This is a genomic window from Azoarcus sp. DD4 (assembly GCF_006496635.1).
Lineage (GTDB): Bacteria > Pseudomonadota > Gammaproteobacteria > Burkholderiales > Rhodocyclaceae > Azoarcus.
In genome coordinates this window covers 1,141,653-1,157,983 of sequence record NZ_CP022958.1, presented here as the reverse complement: position 1 = coordinate 1,157,983, position 16,331 = coordinate 1,141,653, and the positions used below count along the sequence as shown (strand labels likewise).

Below are 16,331 nucleotides of genomic sequence, written 5' to 3'. Positions count from 1 at the left end.
CCAGGCGTTACATTCACGCCTTGCTCAGGCGTCCGCAGCCCGTGCCGAGCGGCGCACGCTCAGCCATACTGTGACGGCCAGGATCGCCGCCACCACGCCCAGCGACACCGACACCGGGATCTTGAACCAGTCGACGATCAGCATCTTGGTGCCGATGAACACAAGGATCAGCGCCAAGCCGTATTTCAGCAGTGAGAAGCGGTTGCCAAGATCTGCGAGCAGGAAGTACATCGCGCGCAGGCCAAGGATGGCGAAGAGGTTGGAGGTCAGCACGATGAAGGGATCGGTGGTGATCGCGAAGATCGCCGGAATGCTGTCCACCGCGAAGATCACGTCGGAAATTTCCACCAGCACCAGGGCAAGCAGCAGCGGCGTGGCGTAACGAACACCATTGCGCATCACGAAGAAGCGCTCGCCCTCCAGCGTTTCCGTCACCGGGTAGTGCCTGCGTATCCAGCGGATCAGCGGGTTCTTCGCCAGATCGGGATCATGCTCGGCGAACCAAACCATCTTGATCCCGGTCATGATCAGGAAGGCACCGAAGACATACAGCAACCAGTGGAATTGGGTGATCAACCAGCTGCCCGCGAAGATCATGCCGGTGCGCAGTACGATCGCCCCAACGATGCCATACAGCAGCACCCGGCGCTGCAGCTCGATCGGCACAGCGAAGAATCCGAAGATCATCATCCAGACGAAGACGTTGTCTACCGCCAGCGACTTCTCGACCAGATAGCCGGTGAAGAAAGCCGCTGCCTTCTCGTTTGCGACAACCCGCCCGACCGTGCCGTCGAGGTACCACCACAGCCCCGCGTTGAACAGCAACGCCACAGTCACCCAGGCCGCCGACCACGCCGCAGCCTCCCTGAGCGACACCTTGTGCTGGTGCCCCCCTTTGAACACCAGCAGGTCCACCAACAGCATCACCACCACGATGCAGGCAAAAGCCGCCCACATCCACCACGTACCGATCGACTCCATGCGACGACTCCGAACAAGAAAAGAAAAAGGCCTGTTCCGAAGGACACAGGCCTGTTTCGAGTCAAGCGAGTCGAACGCGCAATGCACCTTGCCCTTCGGCAAGGTCTTGCTTGCAACGTGTGTTGCCCGGAGCACCGGGAGGCCCGCCCAGCCTTGCTGGCACGAACCCACCGTGATGACGATGCTGCGGCGAAAAGCTACTCCCCTTGATGTGCCAAAGTCTATCCTGCCTCGAACGGAAGTCAAGCTTCACGCATGACACGCCCGGACGATTCGTGCATGATTGCATTCGTTCGAACACAATAAAGGCCGTGCGAGGCGGAATGCGCCTCGCCTTATGAGTTACCGACCTACGTCCCCCCCCCTCCCGGCGCCCTCCCGGCAGGCACACTTTGCCGCCGGTCGATTTCCGCCTCCAGCCGCTACGGCCGCTTCCGTTCCGCACTTGTCCGGCTCGTACAGGCAGTCCTTTTCCGCACGCCGGCCGCCGTCTGCCGCGCGCCGACGCACATCGGCCCAACGCCACGCCCACGCAACACCAAACCCGTGGCTGATGACGGGCCATGCCCTGCCCCCGCTCCAACACCTGATCAACGTCCCAGCGCAGACGCCCGCCGGCTGCCGCCACTCGGGCTGACGCTACCCCCATGGAAATCTTCATACTCATCGCCCTCATCATTCTGAACGGCGCATTCGCGATGTCCGAGATCGCGCTGGTCACCGCGCGAAGGGCCCGCCTCGCCAAGCTCGCCGAGGAAGGCGACGCTTCGGCAGCGGTCGCGATCAAGCTCGGCGAAGAACCGACCCGCTTCCTGTCGACCATACAGATCGGAATCACCTCGATCGGCATACTCAACGGTATCGTCGGTGAAGCGGCGCTGGCCTCACCGCTCGCCACCTGGTTGCAGGCCCTCGGCGTCGCACAGCGGCCCAGCGAGATTGGTGCCACCGTGCTGGTGGTCGTGGTGATCACCTACGTTTCCATCGTCGTCGGCGAACTGGTGCCCAAGCGCATCGGCCAGATCAACCCGGAGGGCATTGCCCGCCTGGTGGCCAAACCGATGAATACGCTGTCCATCGTGTCGCGCCCCTTCGTGCGCCTGCTGTCAACCTCCACTGCCTTGCTGCTGCGCATCATGGGACAGCGCGACGAAAAAGGCCCCGGCGTCACAGAAGAGGAGATCCACGCGCTGCTCGAGGAAGGCTCCGAAGCGGGCATCATCGAGAAGAACGAACACGCGATGGTGCGCAACGTATTCCGGCTCGACGATCGCCAGATCGGCTCGCTGATGGTGCCGCGCTCCGACATCGTGTGGCTGGACGTCAATCGCCCGCTGGAAGAAAACCTGGCACGCATGGCCGAATCCGACCACTCACGCTTCCCGGTGTGTCGCGGCGGCCTCGACGACATCCTCGGCATCATCTCGTCCAAGCAGCTCTTCAACCAGACGCTGAAAGGCGGCAAGGCGGATTTCACCCGGCAGCTGCAAAGCCCGGTGTATGTGCCCGAGTCGCTCACCGGCATGGAACTGCTCGATCAGTTCCGCGCCTCCAGCTCGCGCATGGTCTTCGTCATCGACGAATACGGCGAGGTGCAGGGCATGGTCACGCTGCAGGACGTCATGGAGGCGGTCACCGGCGAGTTCCAGCCCCATCGGCTCGAGGACGCCTGGGCGGTGCAGCGCGAGGACGGCTCGTGGCTGCTCGACGGACTCATTCCGCTGCCCGAGCTGAAGGATCGCCTCGAACTCAAGAGCGCCCCGGAAGAGGACAAGGGCCGCTACCACACGTTGAGCGGCATGATCATGTGGCTGCTCGGCCGCCTGCCGCGTACCGGCGACGTCACCGTGTGGGAACAATGGCGGCTGGAAGTCGTCGATCTCGACGGCAAGCGCATCGACAAGATCCTTGCCAGCCGCATCCCCGAACCCAGCGGCGAGGATGGCGGCGCCGCACAGACGGAACCGCCGGCGGAGAATTAGCCGCGCACTCGGTTCAGCTGTGCCCCGAACGTCCGGTGCCCGGCGGCGCCGGACTGGCGGGCGCGAAGCGCGCGAGCACGTGGCTGGTCATACCCTTGGCGAGCTCCTCTTCGCCAAAAAACACCCGCCCGACAGACTCCTTGGCCAGCAGTGCGGCCTCGTCTTCGCTATGGGTGCGCAGCACGATCTCGATCGACGGGTTGAGCGTCCGCGCCGTCTCAGCCATCTTGCGGACGTCGAGCGTATCCGGCGTGGCAACCACCAGCATCGCCGCATGGGCGATATGAGCCTGGATCAAAACCGCCGGCTCGACCGCATCGCCCGACACCGCAACGATGCCCTGTTTGCGCAAGGCTTCGACGCGCTCGCGGTTCTGCTCTGCCACCACATAGGGAATGCCACGTTCGCGCAGCGATTCGGCAATCCTGCGACCGACCCTGCCGTAGCCCACCAGCACCACCTGACCTTCGAGGTACTTCCGCTCGGTCGTCATCGGCAGTTCGGCCAACGGATCCTCCCGCCGCTCCAGCTTGCGCGCGAGTTCCGAACGCTCCAGCACCCAGTTCCGCACCGGCGTCACAGCGGCGAACACGAAGGGATTGATCGCGATCGAGATGAGCGCGCCGGCCAGGATCAGGCTCTGCCCCTCGGCCGGCAATAACCCGAGCGACATCCCCAAGCCGGCCAGGATGAACGAGAATTCGCCGATTTGCGCCAAACTCGCCGCCACTGTGAATGCAGTGTTGAGGGGGTAACGGAACGCGATCACCAACACCGCCGCGGCGATCGACTTGCCGACGATGATGACAGCCACCACACCCAGCACGTGTAGCGGCTCATCCAGCATCACCTTGGGATCGAACAACATCCCCACCGATACGAAGAACAGCACCGCGAACGCATCGCGCAGAGGCAGCGACTCCTCCGCCGCCCGATGGCTGAATTCCGACTCACGCATCACCATGCCGGCGAAGAAGGCACCCAGTGCAAACGAGACACCGAAGAGACTGGCAGCCCCGAAGGCGATGCTCACGGCAGCGGCAACCACCGCGAGCGTAAACAGCTCCCGCGACCCGGTGCGCGCAACCTGCCACAACAACCACGGCAGCACGCGCCGCCCCACGACCAGCATCAGGGCAACGAAAGCGCCGACCTGCAGCAGCGTCAGCCCCACCGTCCGCCACAGCGACACGTCGTCAACCGCGGCGTCCGTCTTCCCGCCCAACACCCCGGCCAGCGGCGGCAGCAGCACCAGCACGATCACCATCGCGAGGTCCTCCACCACCAGCCAGCCCACCGCGATGCGCCCGTTCATCGAATCGAGTACCCCGCGGGTCTCCAGCGCCTTGAGCAGCACCACGGTGCTCGCCACCGACAGCGACAGGCCGAAGACGAGGCCGGCGCCGATGCTCCAGCCCCACCACCACGCCATCCCCATCCCTAGCAGCGTCGCCACCGCCATCTGTACCACCGCTCCCGGCAGGGCAATGCGCCGCACTGCCAGCAGGTCATCGAGCGAGAAATGCAGACCGACGCCGAACATCAGCAGCATCACGCCGATCTCGGACAACTGACTGGCGATGCCTACGTCGGCCACGAAGCCCGGCGTGGTCGGACCGATCAATATGCCGGCGAACAGGTAGCCAACCAGCGCGGGCAACCTCAGCCGCTCGGCGATGAAACCGAATACCAGGGCTAGGCCAAAACCGCCGGCAAGAGTGGCAATCAGGGAAACGTCATGAGGCATGAGGATAACGGGTCAAGGGTGGTAACAGGGCGGGACCAGATCGGTCACGACGCGCGACACCTCGGTTCATGGAAATGATGCGAGGGCAGGGAGCGATGCAACGCTTCGCTTCCGGTCAACACGACAGGGGGCGGGTGCCTCACCGGCACCCGCCCCCGGGTCAATCAACAAGACCGAAAGGAATCAGTCGTTGTTCATGAAACCCAGCAGGTGGAGCAGGCTGGTGAAGAGGTTATAGATGGACACATAGAGCGACACCGTGGCCATCACGTAGTTGGTTTCACCGCCATGGATGATGTTGCTGGTCTCGAACAGGATCAGGCCGGACATCAGCAGCACGAACATCGCCGATACCGCCAGCGACAGCCCCGGCATCTCGAAGAACACCGCCCCCAGGCCAGCCAGGAAGGCCACCAGGATGCCCACCATCAGGAAACCGCCCATAAAGGAGAAATCCTTGCGGGTGGTTAGCGCGTAGGCCGACAGTCCCAGGAAGATCGCCGCTGTGCCGCCCATGGCTTGCATTACGATGGCGCTGCCGTTCGGCAGTGCCAAGTAGGACGAAATGATAGGGCCAAGGGTGAAGCCCATGAAACCGGTCAATCCGAAGACGAACAGGACGCCGAGGCCGCTATTGCGGAACTTGGTGGTCAGGAACAGCAGACCGAAGTAACCCACCAGGGTCACGATCAAACCCAGGCGCGGCGCCCCCATCGCCATCGACACGCCGGCAGTCAGCGCCGAGAAGGCCAGCGTCAGCGACAGCAGCATGTAGGTGTTGCGGATGACCTTGTTGGTCGAGAGCACCGAGGCTTCCGACCGGGTCATGGTTGCCATACGGTTTTCCATGGAAGACTTACCTCTTGAAAATGGGTTGCATTAGCGCAGTCTAGCGCGTCACATACTATCGGACAAAGATATTCAGGCCGGCTGCTCGGCCAGCCCGATCGACTGGCCGCGTTCGACGCGCTGGTGGCGCCGCAGGCGCTGCGCCAGTACGCGCGCGACCCGGTCGGCGGCTTCGTCCACCGCCGCCCGCACGTCGAGCTGGGTGATCGCGAACACCACGTCGGGCAGGTTGCGCAAGCGCAGCTGCACAACGCAGCGCTTGTCGGTACCGCCACGCGGACCGTTTACGTCCGCTACCTTGATCCGTGCCCACTGGATGTGATCGCGGAAACGTCCGATCGCGAAGCGCATCCGCCGGGTCACGTAGTCCTGCAAGCCGGGGGCCGCCTTCACGCCGTCACAATGCAGATCGATTCGCATGTCGAATTCTCCTTGGTTCTGATGCACTCGCCGGCCTGCACAAGTACATGCCGGATGCTAAGTCTGAGACTGTTCGATAAAATCCGGGTTCAACAGAATTTAAATCCTGTTTTATCGAACCATTGCGACATGCTGAACTATAAGCAGCTTCACCATTTCTGGAATGTCGCCCGCGCTGGCGGCGTCGTTCGCGCCAGCGAGCGTTCCGGACTGGCGCCGCAAACCCTGTCCGGCCAGATCGCCGTCCTCGAAGCCACGCTGGGCGTTACGCTGTTCCGCCGCCAGGGCCGTCGTCTGGTCCTGACCGAAACCGGCCGGATGGTGCTCGACTATGCCGAAGAAATCTTCCGTCTCGGCAGCGAGCTCGAAGATGCGCTCAGCAGCCGCGCGGCCGGCCGTGCGGTGCCATTCCGCGTCGGGGTGGCCGACGTGGTGCCCAAGGCGATCGCCTACGTGCTGCTGGCCCCCTCGATGCAATTGCCCGAGCCGATGCGCATCGTCTGCCGCGAGAACAAGTTGGACCAGCTGCTGGGCGAACTCGCCACCCACAAGCTGGACGTGGTGCTGGCCGACAGCCCGCTCCCCCCCAACATGGACGTGCGCGGCTACAGCCACAAGCTGGGCGAATCGCCGCTGGGATTCTTCGCCACGCCGGCCCTCGCAGCCACGCTCGAAGGCCCGTTCCCGGCCTGTCTGGATCGCGCTCCGCTGCTGCTGCCCGGTGCCGAGGCGGCAGTACGCGGACCGCTGTTACGCTGGCTGGAGCAGCACAAGGTGCGACCGCAAATCGTGGGCGAGTTCGACGACGCCGCCCTGATGCGCGCCTTCGGCGAGGCGGGGGCGGGTATCTTTCCGAGCGCCATGCTGATCAACGACGAAGTGTGCCGTCAGCACGGCGTGCGCTGCCTGGGCACTGCTGACAACGTCAGCGAATCGTTCTACGCGATTTCGGTCGAGCGCCGCCTGACACATCCTGCCACCCGGGCCATCAGCGGAGCCTCGCCGTTCGCGGCGGCATCGAAGACGGAATAGGCCACGACCGGTCGGACAGGCCGCGGACGCTTACAGGGAACCTGGGGAATACTGCTAGAATTCGCGGCTTTCGCGCGAAGAGGCCAGAAGCCTGGTGCCGGGAGTGGGACTCGAACCCACACACCTTGCGGCGGCGGATTTTGAATCCGCTGCGTCTACCGATTCCGCCATCCCGGCACGGGAAGGTCGCGCATTATTACTGATCCGGCCCGCCCGCGGCAAGAGAACACACGCCTGATGACGCTTACGCTCAACGATTTCGACTACACCCTGCCCGCCGAGCTCATCGCCCAGGCGCCGCTGGCCGAACGCAGCGCCAGCCGGCTGCTCGTGGTAGCCGAGGGCGGAAACTTCACGGATCGCCACTTCGTCGACCTGCCCGACTACATCCACCCCGGCGACCTGCTGGTGTTCAACGACACCCGCGTACTGCATGCGCGCCTGCACGGCACCAAGGAATCCGGCGGCCAGGTGGAAGTGCTGATCGAGCGGCCGGTCGGTCCGCACGAAGCGCTCGCCCAGATGCGCGCCAGCAAGTCGCCCAAGCCGGGCACCCGGCTGCGGCTCGCCGACGCCTTCGACGTCGAAGTACTCGGCCGCGTCGGCGAGTTCTACCACCTTCGCTTTCCCGACGGCGAAAACCTGGTCGCACTGCTTGAGCGCCACGGCAAGCTGCCGCTGCCGCCCTACATCCAGCGCGCCGCCGGCGACGCCGATGAGACCCGCTACCAGACCGTTTTCGCCCGCACGCCGGGCTCGGTCGCCGCGCCGACTGCCGGCCTGCATTTCGACGAGACCGTACTGGCCCGCATCCGGGAACGCGGCGCCCAGTGCGCCTGGCTGACACTGCATGTCGGCGCCGGCACCTTCCAGCCGGTGCGGGTCGACGACCTCGGTGAGCACCGCATGCACCGCGAGCGCTACGTCATCCCTCAGGAAACGGTGGAAGCCATCGCCGCCACCCGAGCCGCCGGCGGACGCGTGATCGCGGTTGGCACCACCAGCATGCGGGCACTCGAAGCTGCGGCCCAGGACGGACCGCTGGCCGCCGGTAGCGGCGAAACCGAGATCTTCATCCTGCCGGGCTTCCACTTCCAGGTGGTCGACGCGCTGGTCACCAACTTCCACCTGCCCAAGTCCACCCTGCTGATGCTGGTATCCGCCTTCGCCGGCATGGACACCATACGCCACGCCTACGCCCACGCCGTGGCCGAACGCTACCGCTTCTTCAGCTATGGCGACGCCATGCTTCTCACCCGCAACGACCATGCAATTTGATCTGCTCTCCACCAGCGGCAGCGCCCGTCGCGGTCGCCTGACGCTGGCCCACGGCGTCGTCGAAACCCCGGTCTTCATGCCGGTCGGTACCTACGGCACGGTCAAGGCGATGACGCCCACCATGCTCACCGACATCGGCGCCCAGATTTGCCTCGGCAACACCTTCCACCTCTGGCTGCGGCCGGGGCTGGACATCATCCGTGCGCACGACGGCCTGCATCGCTTCATGGGTTGGGACAAGCCCATCCTCACCGACTCCGGCGGCTTTCAGGTGTTCAGCCTGGGCGCGCTGCGCAAGATCAGCGAGGAGGGCGTGAAGTTCGCCAGCCCGATCGATGGCGCCAAGCTCTTCCTGACGCCGGAAATCTCGATGCAGATCCAGACGGTGCTCAATTCCGACATTGTCATGATCTTCGATGAGTGCACGCCCTACCCGGCCACCCGCGACGAAGCGGCAAAGTCGATGCGGCTGTCGCAGCGCTGGGCGCGGCGCTCGCGCGACGAATTCGACCGCCTGGAAAACGCAAATGCGCTCTTCGGCATCGTCCAAGGCGGCATGTACGAAGACCTGCGCGACGAGTCGCTCGGGGTGTTGCAGGATATCGGCTTTCACGGCTATGCCATCGGCGGGCTGTCGGTCGGCGAACCCAAAGAAGACATGGCGCGCATCCTGGCCCACACCGCACCGCGTCTGCCGACGGACAAGCCGCGTTACCTGATGGGCGTGGGGACGCCGGAAGACATCGTTGAAGGCATCGCCAACGGCATCGACATGTTCGACTGCGTGATGCCGACCCGCAACGCGCGCAACGGCTGGCTGTTCACCCGCTACGGCGACATCAAGATCAAGAACGCAATACACAAGGCCGATACCCGTCCACTTGACCCGAGCTGCGACTGCTATACCTGCCGCAACTTCAGCCGCAGCTACCTGCACCACCTGCACCGCACCGGCGAAATCCTCGGCAGCATGCTCAACACTATCCACAACCTGCGCTACTACCAGATGCTGACCGCCGAACTGCGCGACGCCATTGCCGCAGACCGTTTCGCGGATTACGTTGCGCACTTCGGTCAGGAGCGCGCCACCGGCACGGCCTAAGACCGTGGTGGCCTGGCCCTGAGATCAGATGCCGGCCACTTCGAAGGCCTCGCGGATATCCGCCAGATAGTCGGTCAGCTCGTCCGGGTGCAGGCCGAGTTCGCCCATCACCTCGCCGCCGATACGCGGCCAGCTCGCATTGAAAATACCGTGCTGACCGTGGTAGCAATGGATCGCCAGCTGCAGGATGGCGACCAGGCTACGCACCGCGCCGAGTTCCTCACGCGGCACCTCGCCGTAATGCAGGATGGCCTGGGCAACGAAATCGGGCAACCGCCAGTGACGGGCTACCAGGTAGCCGATACTGGCGTGATCGACGTTGTAGCGCTGGTCTTCCTCACGCAGGCTGGGCAGATCCAGGCTATCGTCGCCCATCAGGCTCTCGCAGTAGCCGGGAAAGCGCTGCATCAGCACCGGTACGCCGCAATCGAGAAAGATCCCCGCCATGTAGGCCTGGTCGGGAAAGATGTTGCAGACCGACACCCTGTCCTCGGCGATCACCGCGGCAAAGCGCGCGATCTCCCGGGCACGGCTCCAGAATCGCTGCATGGCTTCGGCGCCACCGGCCGGCAATGCCGTGGTCAGTGCGACTACCCTCACCAGGTTGATGGTCTGCTTGAGACCGAGCCGGACCAACACCTGCTCCAGCGAATCCGGCGAACGGCCCGCGTGGAACAGCGGACTTCGCGCCACCTTGAACAGCATTGCGGCGATGCCTGGATCGGTCGAAATGATCGCCGCCAGCCCACGTGCGTCGTAATCGCCGTCACGCAGGCGCTCGCACAATTCCACCAGCACCACCGGCTGCGGCGGAATACGTATCCCGCGGGCCACCAAAGCCTGCAACGCCTGCTCTTCGTCCATCACCCCTGCTGCTCCGACAATGTTGCAGCGCACATTTTCCGGCCGATCAGCACTGGCGCCAAGTCCACACCGGAAAATAATGAGAATTATTTCACTCGATATCCGCATCGCACTGCCCGTACGCAGCGGCCGGCCGGGGAGGCGTCATGTGCTGCTGCTATAATCCCGAGCTTTTCGCAACCTCTGGAGTACAACGTGCTGATTTCCAACGCATACGCCCAGGCCGCCTCCGGCGCCGCCCAGGACCCGACGGGCGGACTGATGGGCCTGCTGCCGCTGATCCTGATGTTCGTGGTCCTCTGGTTCCTGATGATCCGTCCGCAAATGAAGCGGGCGAAGGAACACAAGTCCATGGTGGAAGCGCTGGCCAAGGGCGACGAAGTGGTGACCCAGGGTGGCGTTGCCGGCCGCGTGGCCGAAATCGGCGACAACTTCGTCCATCTCGAAGTGGCCGAGAAGACCAACATCCTCGTCCAGAAACAGTCCATCGCCACGGTACTGCCGAAGGGAACGCTCAAGACCCTGTAAGGTCCGAAGCGCGGGCGCGCAAGCGCCCCGCCCCATCCGCCGTCGCGCGCCAGCGCCGACGCCCTTCCCTTCCCTTCCCTCCGACGATGAATCGCTATCCGCTCTGGAAGAACATCCTCATCGGTCTCGTCCTGCTCTGGGGCCTGATCTACACCCTGCCGAACTTCTACGGAGAAGTCCCTGCGGTCCAGGTCTCCAGCGCCAAGGCGACGCTGAAACTGGATCCCGCGAACGTGACCGACCGCGTCGCTGCCGCCCTGCAAGGCGCCGGCATCCAGCACGACGGCATTTTTTCGGATACGGGCAGCGTACGCGCCCGCTTCGCCAGCACCGAACTGCAACTGCGTGCCAAGGATGCGATCGAGCACGCCTTCAATCCTGACCCGCAGGATCCCTCCTACGTAGTCGCACTGAACCTGCTTTCCGCCTCGCCCACCTGGCTGACCTCCATCCACGCGCTGCCGATGTACCTCGGCCTCGACCTGCGCGGCGGTGTGCATTTCCTGCTGCAGGTCGACATGCCCGGCGCGCTGCTCAAGCGGCTGGACGCCACCGCAGGCGACCTTCGCACCTTGATGCGCGACAAGAACGTCCGCCACGCCGGCATCACCCGCGAAGGCAGCACCGTGGTGATCCGCTTCCGCGAATCGGCCCAGCGCGAGGCCGCACGTACGGCGATCCAGGCGACCACGGCCGACCTGCAGCTCGCCGAGCGCGATGACGGCAGCGAAGACCTCAAGCTCGTTGCGACGCTGACCCCGCAGGCGCAGCAGACGATGCGCGACTTCGCCATCAAGCAGAACATCTCCACCCTGCACAACCGGATCAACGAACTCGGCGTTGCCGAACCTGTGATCCAGCAGCAGGGCGCCGAGCGCATCGTCGTCCAGCTGCCGGGCGTGCAGGACGTCGCCAAGGCCAAGGACATCCTCGGCCGCACCGCCACGCTGGAAGTCCGGATGGTGGACGACACCCCGGGGGCGCTCGAGAATGCGCTCGCCGGCAACGTCCCCTTCGGCACCGAGCTCTATCGCGAACGCGGCGGTGGTCCCTTGCTCGTGAAGAAACAGGTCGTGCTCACCGGCGACCGCCTCACCGACGCCCAACCCGGCTTCGACGGCCAGACCAACGAAGCCGCCGTGCACCTGACGCTGGACGCAGCCGGCGCCCGCATCTTCCGCGACCTCACCCGCGAGAACGTCGGCAAGCGCATGGCCATCCTGCTGATCGAAAAGGGCAAGGGCGAGGTCGTCACCGCGCCGGTGATCCGCACCGAGATCGGTGGCGGTCGCGTGCAGATTTCCGGCCGCATGACCACGGTCGAAGCCAACGACGTCGCCCTGCTGCTGCGCGCCGGCTCGCTGGCCGCGCCGATGGAGATCATCGAGGAGCGCACCGTCGGCCCCAGCCTCGGTGCCGAGAACATCGCCAAGGGCTTCAATTCCACGCTGTGGGGCTTCGTCGCAATCGCGGTCTTCATGTGCATCTACTACGCGCTGTTCGGCCTCGTCTCCAGTATCGCGCTGGCCGCCAACCTGTTGCTGCTGGTGGCCCTGCTGTCGCTGTTGCAGGCCACGCTGACGCTACCCGGGATCGCCGCGATGGCGCTGGCGCTGGGCATGGCGATCGACGCCAACGTGCTGATCAACGAGCGCATCCGCGAAGAACTGCGCAACGGCGTCAGCCCGCAGGCCGCCATCGCCGCAGGCTATGACCGCGCCTTCGGCACCATTCTCGACTCCAGCGTCACCAGCCTGATCGCCGGCATCGCGCTGCTGGTGTTCGGCTCCGGCCCGGTGCGCGGCTTTGCGGTGGTGCACTGCCTCGGCCTGCTGACCTCGATGTTCAGCGCCATCCTGGTGTCGCGCATGCTGATCAACCTGATCTACGGCCGCCGCCGCAAGATCGACAAGCTCGCGATCGGCCAGGTCTGGAAACCCGGCAGCACCGCCGGCAACTGAGCGGAACTGAGGAACGCATCATGGAATTCTTCCGCATCAAGAAAGACATCCCCTTCATGCGCCATGCGCTGGTGTTCAACGTCATCTCGTTGATCACCTTCCTGCTGGCGGTGTTCTTCCTCGTCACCCGCGGCCTGCACCTGTCCGTGGAATTCACCGGCGGCACCCTGGTCGAGGTGAGCTACAGCGAAGCCGCCGAGCTCGAACCCATCCGCCAGTCTCTTGCCGCCGATGGCTACACCGATGTGCTGGTGCAGCATTTCGGCAGCACGCGCGACGTGCTGATCCGCCTGCCCAACCGCGACGACATCGACAGCAACGGCATCGCCCAGCGCGTGATGGACACCTTGCAGAAAACCTCCGCTCAGGCGCCGCAACTGCGTCGCGTCGAGTTCGTCGGCCCGCAGGTCGGCAAGGAACTCGCGACCGACGGCGCAATGGCGCTGTTGCTGGTGGTGATAGGCATAGTCATCTACCTGGCGATGCGTTTCGAATGGCGACTGGGGGTGGCGACCATCATCGCCAACCTGCACGACATCGTGATCATCCTGGGCTTCTTCGCCTTCTTCCAGTGGGAGTTCTCACTGGCGGTACTGGCGGCGACACTGGCGGTGCTGGGCTATTCGGTGAACGAATCGGTGGTGGTCTTCGACCGCGTACGCGAGACTTTCCGCAAGAAGCGCAACTACAGCACCGAGCAGGTCGTCGACCACTCCATCACCAGCACCATCTCGCGTACCGTGATCACCCACGGCAGCACGCAGATGATGGTGTTGTCGATGCTGATGTTCGGCGGCGAAACGCTCTTCTACTTCGCCCTCGCACTGACCATCGGCATCTGCTTCGGCATCTACTCCTCGGTGCTGGTTGCCAGCCCGCTGGCGATCTGGCTGGGCGTGTCGCGCGAACAATTCGTGAAGCCGAAAAAGGAGAAGGAAGAAGCGGTGGTCTGACCACCCGCCGAGCGCATCCCGCCCGGTTTGCTGCAAACAGAAAGGGCGCCGCGGCGCCCTTTTTTTGGTCGTCGGCCAGCGCCCGATGTCAGACCGCAAACACCTGCTTCACCCGCAGGCTCTCGCCGCGCTCGACCAGGCCGATCAGGCGGTCGATATTGGGATGCTTGCCCGGATTCAGACGGGCGTCCTCGCTGTGCTCCGCATAGAGTTCCAGCCCCTTCTTCGCCGCTTCCGGCGTGATCGCTCCGTAGAGCTGGGCAAGGTGGTTGTACACCGCGAGCGAACCGGCCTGGCCGGGCTTGTTCTCGATGGTGGCGACCACCGCGTCGGCGGCGTCGATCAGGTTCATCGCCGCAAGGTGGGACACCCCCGGCAGCGTCTTCAAGGTATCAGCAAAAGCCATCGTGTACTCCTTCAACATGGAAAACGCCACCCGAGGGTGGCGTTGTGACCGTACCGGCGGACAACCGGCAGGCGTCGATCAGATACGGCGGGCGAGCTCGGCGGCCTTGCCCACGTAGCTCGCCGGCGTCATCGCCAGCAGACGGTCACGCTCGCTCTGGGGAATCGCCAGCGTGGCGATGAAGTCCTGCAGCGCTTCGCGGGTGATGCCCTTGCCACGCGTCATCGCCTTCAGCTGCTCGTACGGATTCTCGATACCGAAGCGGCGCATCACCGTCTGCACCGGCTCGGCCAGCACTTCCCAGCATTCGGCGAGGTCGGCAGCGAGGCGTGCGGGCTCGGCCTCCAGCTTGCCCAGACCGCGCAGCGCGCTGTCGAGCGCGAGCACGGTGTGGCCGAAGCCCACGCCCATGTTACGCAGCACCGTGGAGTCGGTGAGGTCGCGCTGCATGCGCGACACCGGCAGCTTCTCGGAGAAGTGGCGCAGCACCGCGTTGGCGATGCCGAGGTTGCCTTCGGCGTTCTCGAAGTCGATCGGGTTGACCTTGTGCGGCATGGTCGAGGAGCCGACCTCGCCTTCCTTCAGCTTCTGCTTGAAGTAGCCGAAGGAGATGTACATCCAGATGTCGCGGCAGGCGTCGATCAGGATGGTGTTCATGCGGCCGATGGCGTCGAAGAGTTCAGCCATCGCGTCGTGCGGCTCGATCTGGATGGTGTAGGGGTTGAACTCGAGGCCGAGCGACTCGATGAAGCGCTTGTTGAAGCCCTCCCAATCGAATTCCGGCCAGGCCGACAGGTGGGCGTTGTAGTTGCCCACAGCGCCGTTGAACTTGGCGGTGAGCGACACGCCGGCGATCTGCGCGCGGACGCGGATCAAGCGGGCGGCGATGTTGGCCATCTCCTTCCCCAGCGTGGTCGGGCTGGCGGGCTGGCCGTGGGTGCGCGACAGCATGGGCAGGTCAGCGAGCTGGTGGGCGAGTTCGCGGAAGCGGGCGATCACCTTGTCCACCGCCGGCAGCAGCACCTCGTCGCGCCCGGCCTTGAGCATCAGGGCGTGGGAGGTGTTGTTGATATCCTCCGAAGTGCAGGCGAAATGGATGAATTCCGACACTTTCATCACTTCGGTGTTGTGGCCGAGGCGCTTCTTCAGCCAGTACTCCATCGCCTTGACGTCGTGATTGGTGGTGGCTTCGATCGCCTTCACCGCCGCGCCGTCGGCCGGCGCGAAACCGGCCACCACAGCATCGAGCTCGGCGATGGTAGCGGGAGAGAACGGCGCGATCTCGGCCAGCGCGGCATCGGCGGCCAGCGCCTTCAGCCACTCGACTTCCACCTTGACGCGATTGCGGATCAGGCCATGTTCGGAGAAGTGGTCGCGCAGCCCCGCGACCTTGCCGTGATAGCGGCCGTCGAGCGGGGAAAGGGCGGTGAGTGCGGAGGGCACGGCTTGGGACATGACAGAACTTCCGGACAAAATGGTATTTTACCGCTCCGGCCCCGTCTCGCGGCGGGCAAAAAGCGACAACGGTGCAATCAGGCAGGTTTCTTGCGAGCACCGAGACCCGGCACATCTCCCAGGGCTCCCGATCCGGCCCCTCAACAGTACGGAGCAGCGCACGCGTGAGCAAATCGGAAACCTACCGCATCGAGGTCGAAGCCGTCGCGGAATACATCGAAGCGCAGTCCAATCCGGACGACGACCACTACGTTTTCGCCTACAACATCACCATCCGCAACACCGGCACGATCGCCGCGCGGCTGATCAGCCGGCACTGGATCATCACCGACGGCACCGGCCACGTGCAGGAAGTGCACGGCCAGGGCGTGGTCGGCGAGCAGCCGTTGCTGGCGCCCGGCGAGAGCTTCCGCTACACCAGTGGCTCGGTGCTCGAAACGGCAGTAGGCACCATGCACGGCAGCTATCAGATGGAGGCCGCGGACGGCCACCGCTTCAATGCGGAGATTCCGACCTTCATGCTGGCGATGCCGCGGGTGCTGCACTGAACCATACGCGGCACGCAGCAGGAGCCGCGCCATCCGGCTTTTTGTTGCGCAAAGCACAAATCCATCACGATCGCATGGCTTTGACCCGCCGCGCATAGGCCGGCAGCGTTGTCGGCATTACCCTGAACGGGCATACTCCGGACCCGCAGAGTATTAACGGGAGTATTCCTGATCGTGGGCAGCGTACGCAGCGACCCGAAAACCGGCAGGGCCGGCCCCCAGGGC

General features: G+C 64.5%; 15 protein-coding genes and 1 tRNA gene. 8 read left to right on the top strand and 8 right to left on the bottom strand.

All coding sequences use genetic code 11. The features are described from left to right. Positions 1–24 precede the first annotated feature (24 nt). Positions 25–981, bottom strand: a complete 957-nt coding sequence (locus CJ010_RS05525; RefSeq protein ID WP_141017114.1) for a TerC family protein — start codon at positions 979–981, stop codon at positions 25–27. Between the two features lie 647 nt (positions 982–1,628). Between CJ010_RS05525 and CJ010_RS05520 the strand changes: the two genes are divergently transcribed. Next, complete coding sequence (locus CJ010_RS05520; RefSeq protein ID WP_141017113.1) at positions 1,629–2,963, top strand: hemolysin family protein; 1,335 nt, start codon at positions 1,629–1,631, stop codon at positions 2,961–2,963. 13 nt (positions 2,964–2,976) lie between these two features. Here the strand turns inward: CJ010_RS05520 and ybaL are convergent, their stop codons facing one another. The 3 genes from ybaL to CJ010_RS05505 all read right to left on the bottom strand — a co-directional run bounded on the left by ybaL (position 2,977) and on the right by CJ010_RS05505 (position 5,979). Next, on the bottom strand, positions 2,977–4,710 hold the full coding sequence (ybaL, locus tag CJ010_RS05515; RefSeq protein WP_141017112.1) for a YbaL family putative K(+) efflux transporter: 1,734 nt from the start codon (positions 4,708–4,710) through the stop codon (positions 2,977–2,979). 183 nt (positions 4,711–4,893) lie between these two features. Beyond that, positions 4,894–5,559, bottom strand: coding sequence for a Bax inhibitor-1/YccA family protein (locus tag CJ010_RS05510; RefSeq protein ID WP_141017111.1), 666 nt, complete (start codon positions 5,557–5,559; stop codon positions 4,894–4,896). Positions 5,560–5,631: 72 nt separating this feature from the next. Continuing rightward, a complete protein-coding gene (locus tag CJ010_RS05505; RefSeq protein ID WP_141017110.1) occupies positions 5,632–5,979 on the bottom strand; it encodes an HPF/RaiA family ribosome-associated protein in 348 nt (115 codons plus the stop codon). Between the two features lie 129 nt (positions 5,980–6,108). Here CJ010_RS05505 and nhaR point away from each other — a divergent pair, with 129 nt between their 5' ends. Further along, a complete protein-coding gene (nhaR, locus tag CJ010_RS05500; protein ID WP_141017109.1) occupies positions 6,109–7,011 on the top strand; it encodes a transcriptional activator NhaR in 903 nt (300 codons plus the stop codon). Between the two features lie 92 nt (positions 7,012–7,103). Here nhaR and CJ010_RS05495 read toward each other — a convergent pair. Then, positions 7,104–7,188, bottom strand: a tRNA-Leu gene (locus tag CJ010_RS05495). A 60-nt stretch (positions 7,189–7,248) separates the two neighbouring features. Here CJ010_RS05495 and queA point away from each other — a divergent pair. Together queA and tgt are read left to right on the top strand one after the other, a co-directional pair. Next, a complete protein-coding gene (queA, locus tag CJ010_RS05490; RefSeq protein ID WP_141017108.1) occupies positions 7,249–8,289 on the top strand; it encodes a tRNA preQ1(34) S-adenosylmethionine ribosyltransferase-isomerase QueA in 1,041 nt (346 codons plus the stop codon). Beyond that, the gene (tgt, locus tag CJ010_RS05485; RefSeq protein ID WP_141017107.1) at positions 8,279–9,391 is read left to right on the top strand and encodes a tRNA guanosine(34) transglycosylase Tgt; all 1,113 of its coding nucleotides are present in this window, start codon (positions 8,279–8,281) and stop codon (positions 9,389–9,391) included. The genes queA and tgt overlap by 11 nt, the downstream gene beginning before the upstream one ends. A 24-nt stretch (positions 9,392–9,415) precedes the next feature. On the opposite strand, the gene CJ010_RS05480 is transcribed toward tgt, so the two are convergent. After that, entirely contained in the window at positions 9,416–10,255 is an 840-nt protein-coding gene (locus tag CJ010_RS05480; protein WP_141017106.1) for an HDOD domain-containing protein, read from the bottom strand. Between the two features lie 195 nt (positions 10,256–10,450). Here CJ010_RS05480 and yajC point away from each other — a divergent pair, with 195 nt between their 5' ends. The 3 genes from yajC to secF all read left to right on the top strand — a co-directional run bounded on the left by yajC (position 10,451) and on the right by secF (position 13,697). Continuing rightward, a complete protein-coding gene (gene yajC, locus CJ010_RS05475) occupies positions 10,451–10,783 on the top strand; it encodes a preprotein translocase subunit YajC (protein WP_141017105.1) in 333 nt (110 codons plus the stop codon). An 86-nt stretch (positions 10,784–10,869) separates the two neighbouring features. Further along, positions 10,870–12,744: a protein translocase subunit SecD gene (gene secD, locus CJ010_RS05470; RefSeq protein ID WP_141017104.1), complete on the top strand. Its 1,875-nt coding sequence runs from the start codon at positions 10,870–10,872 to the stop codon at positions 12,742–12,744. Between the two features lie 20 nt (positions 12,745–12,764). Further along, positions 12,765–13,697 (top strand): protein translocase subunit SecF, encoded by a 933-nt coding sequence (secF, locus tag CJ010_RS05465; protein ID WP_141017103.1) that lies wholly within the window; start codon positions 12,765–12,767, stop codon positions 13,695–13,697. An 88-nt stretch (positions 13,698–13,785) separates the two neighbouring features. Here secF and CJ010_RS05460 read toward each other — a convergent pair whose 3' ends face one another. Together CJ010_RS05460 and purB are read right to left on the bottom strand one after the other, a co-directional pair. After that, entirely contained in the window at positions 13,786–14,103 is a 318-nt protein-coding gene (locus tag CJ010_RS05460) for a DUF2322 family protein (protein ID WP_141017102.1), read from the bottom strand. 78 nt (positions 14,104–14,181) lie between these two features. Then, positions 14,182–15,558, bottom strand: coding sequence for an adenylosuccinate lyase (purB, locus tag CJ010_RS05455; RefSeq protein ID WP_141017101.1), 1,377 nt, complete (start codon positions 15,556–15,558; stop codon positions 14,182–14,184). A 164-nt stretch (positions 15,559–15,722) separates the two neighbouring features. Between purB and apaG the strand changes: the two genes are divergently transcribed. Next, the gene (gene apaG / locus CJ010_RS05450) at positions 15,723–16,106 is read left to right on the top strand and encodes a Co2+/Mg2+ efflux protein ApaG (RefSeq protein ID WP_141017100.1); all 384 of its coding nucleotides are present in this window, start codon (positions 15,723–15,725) and stop codon (positions 16,104–16,106) included. The last annotated feature ends 225 nt before the right edge of the window (positions 16,107–16,331 follow it).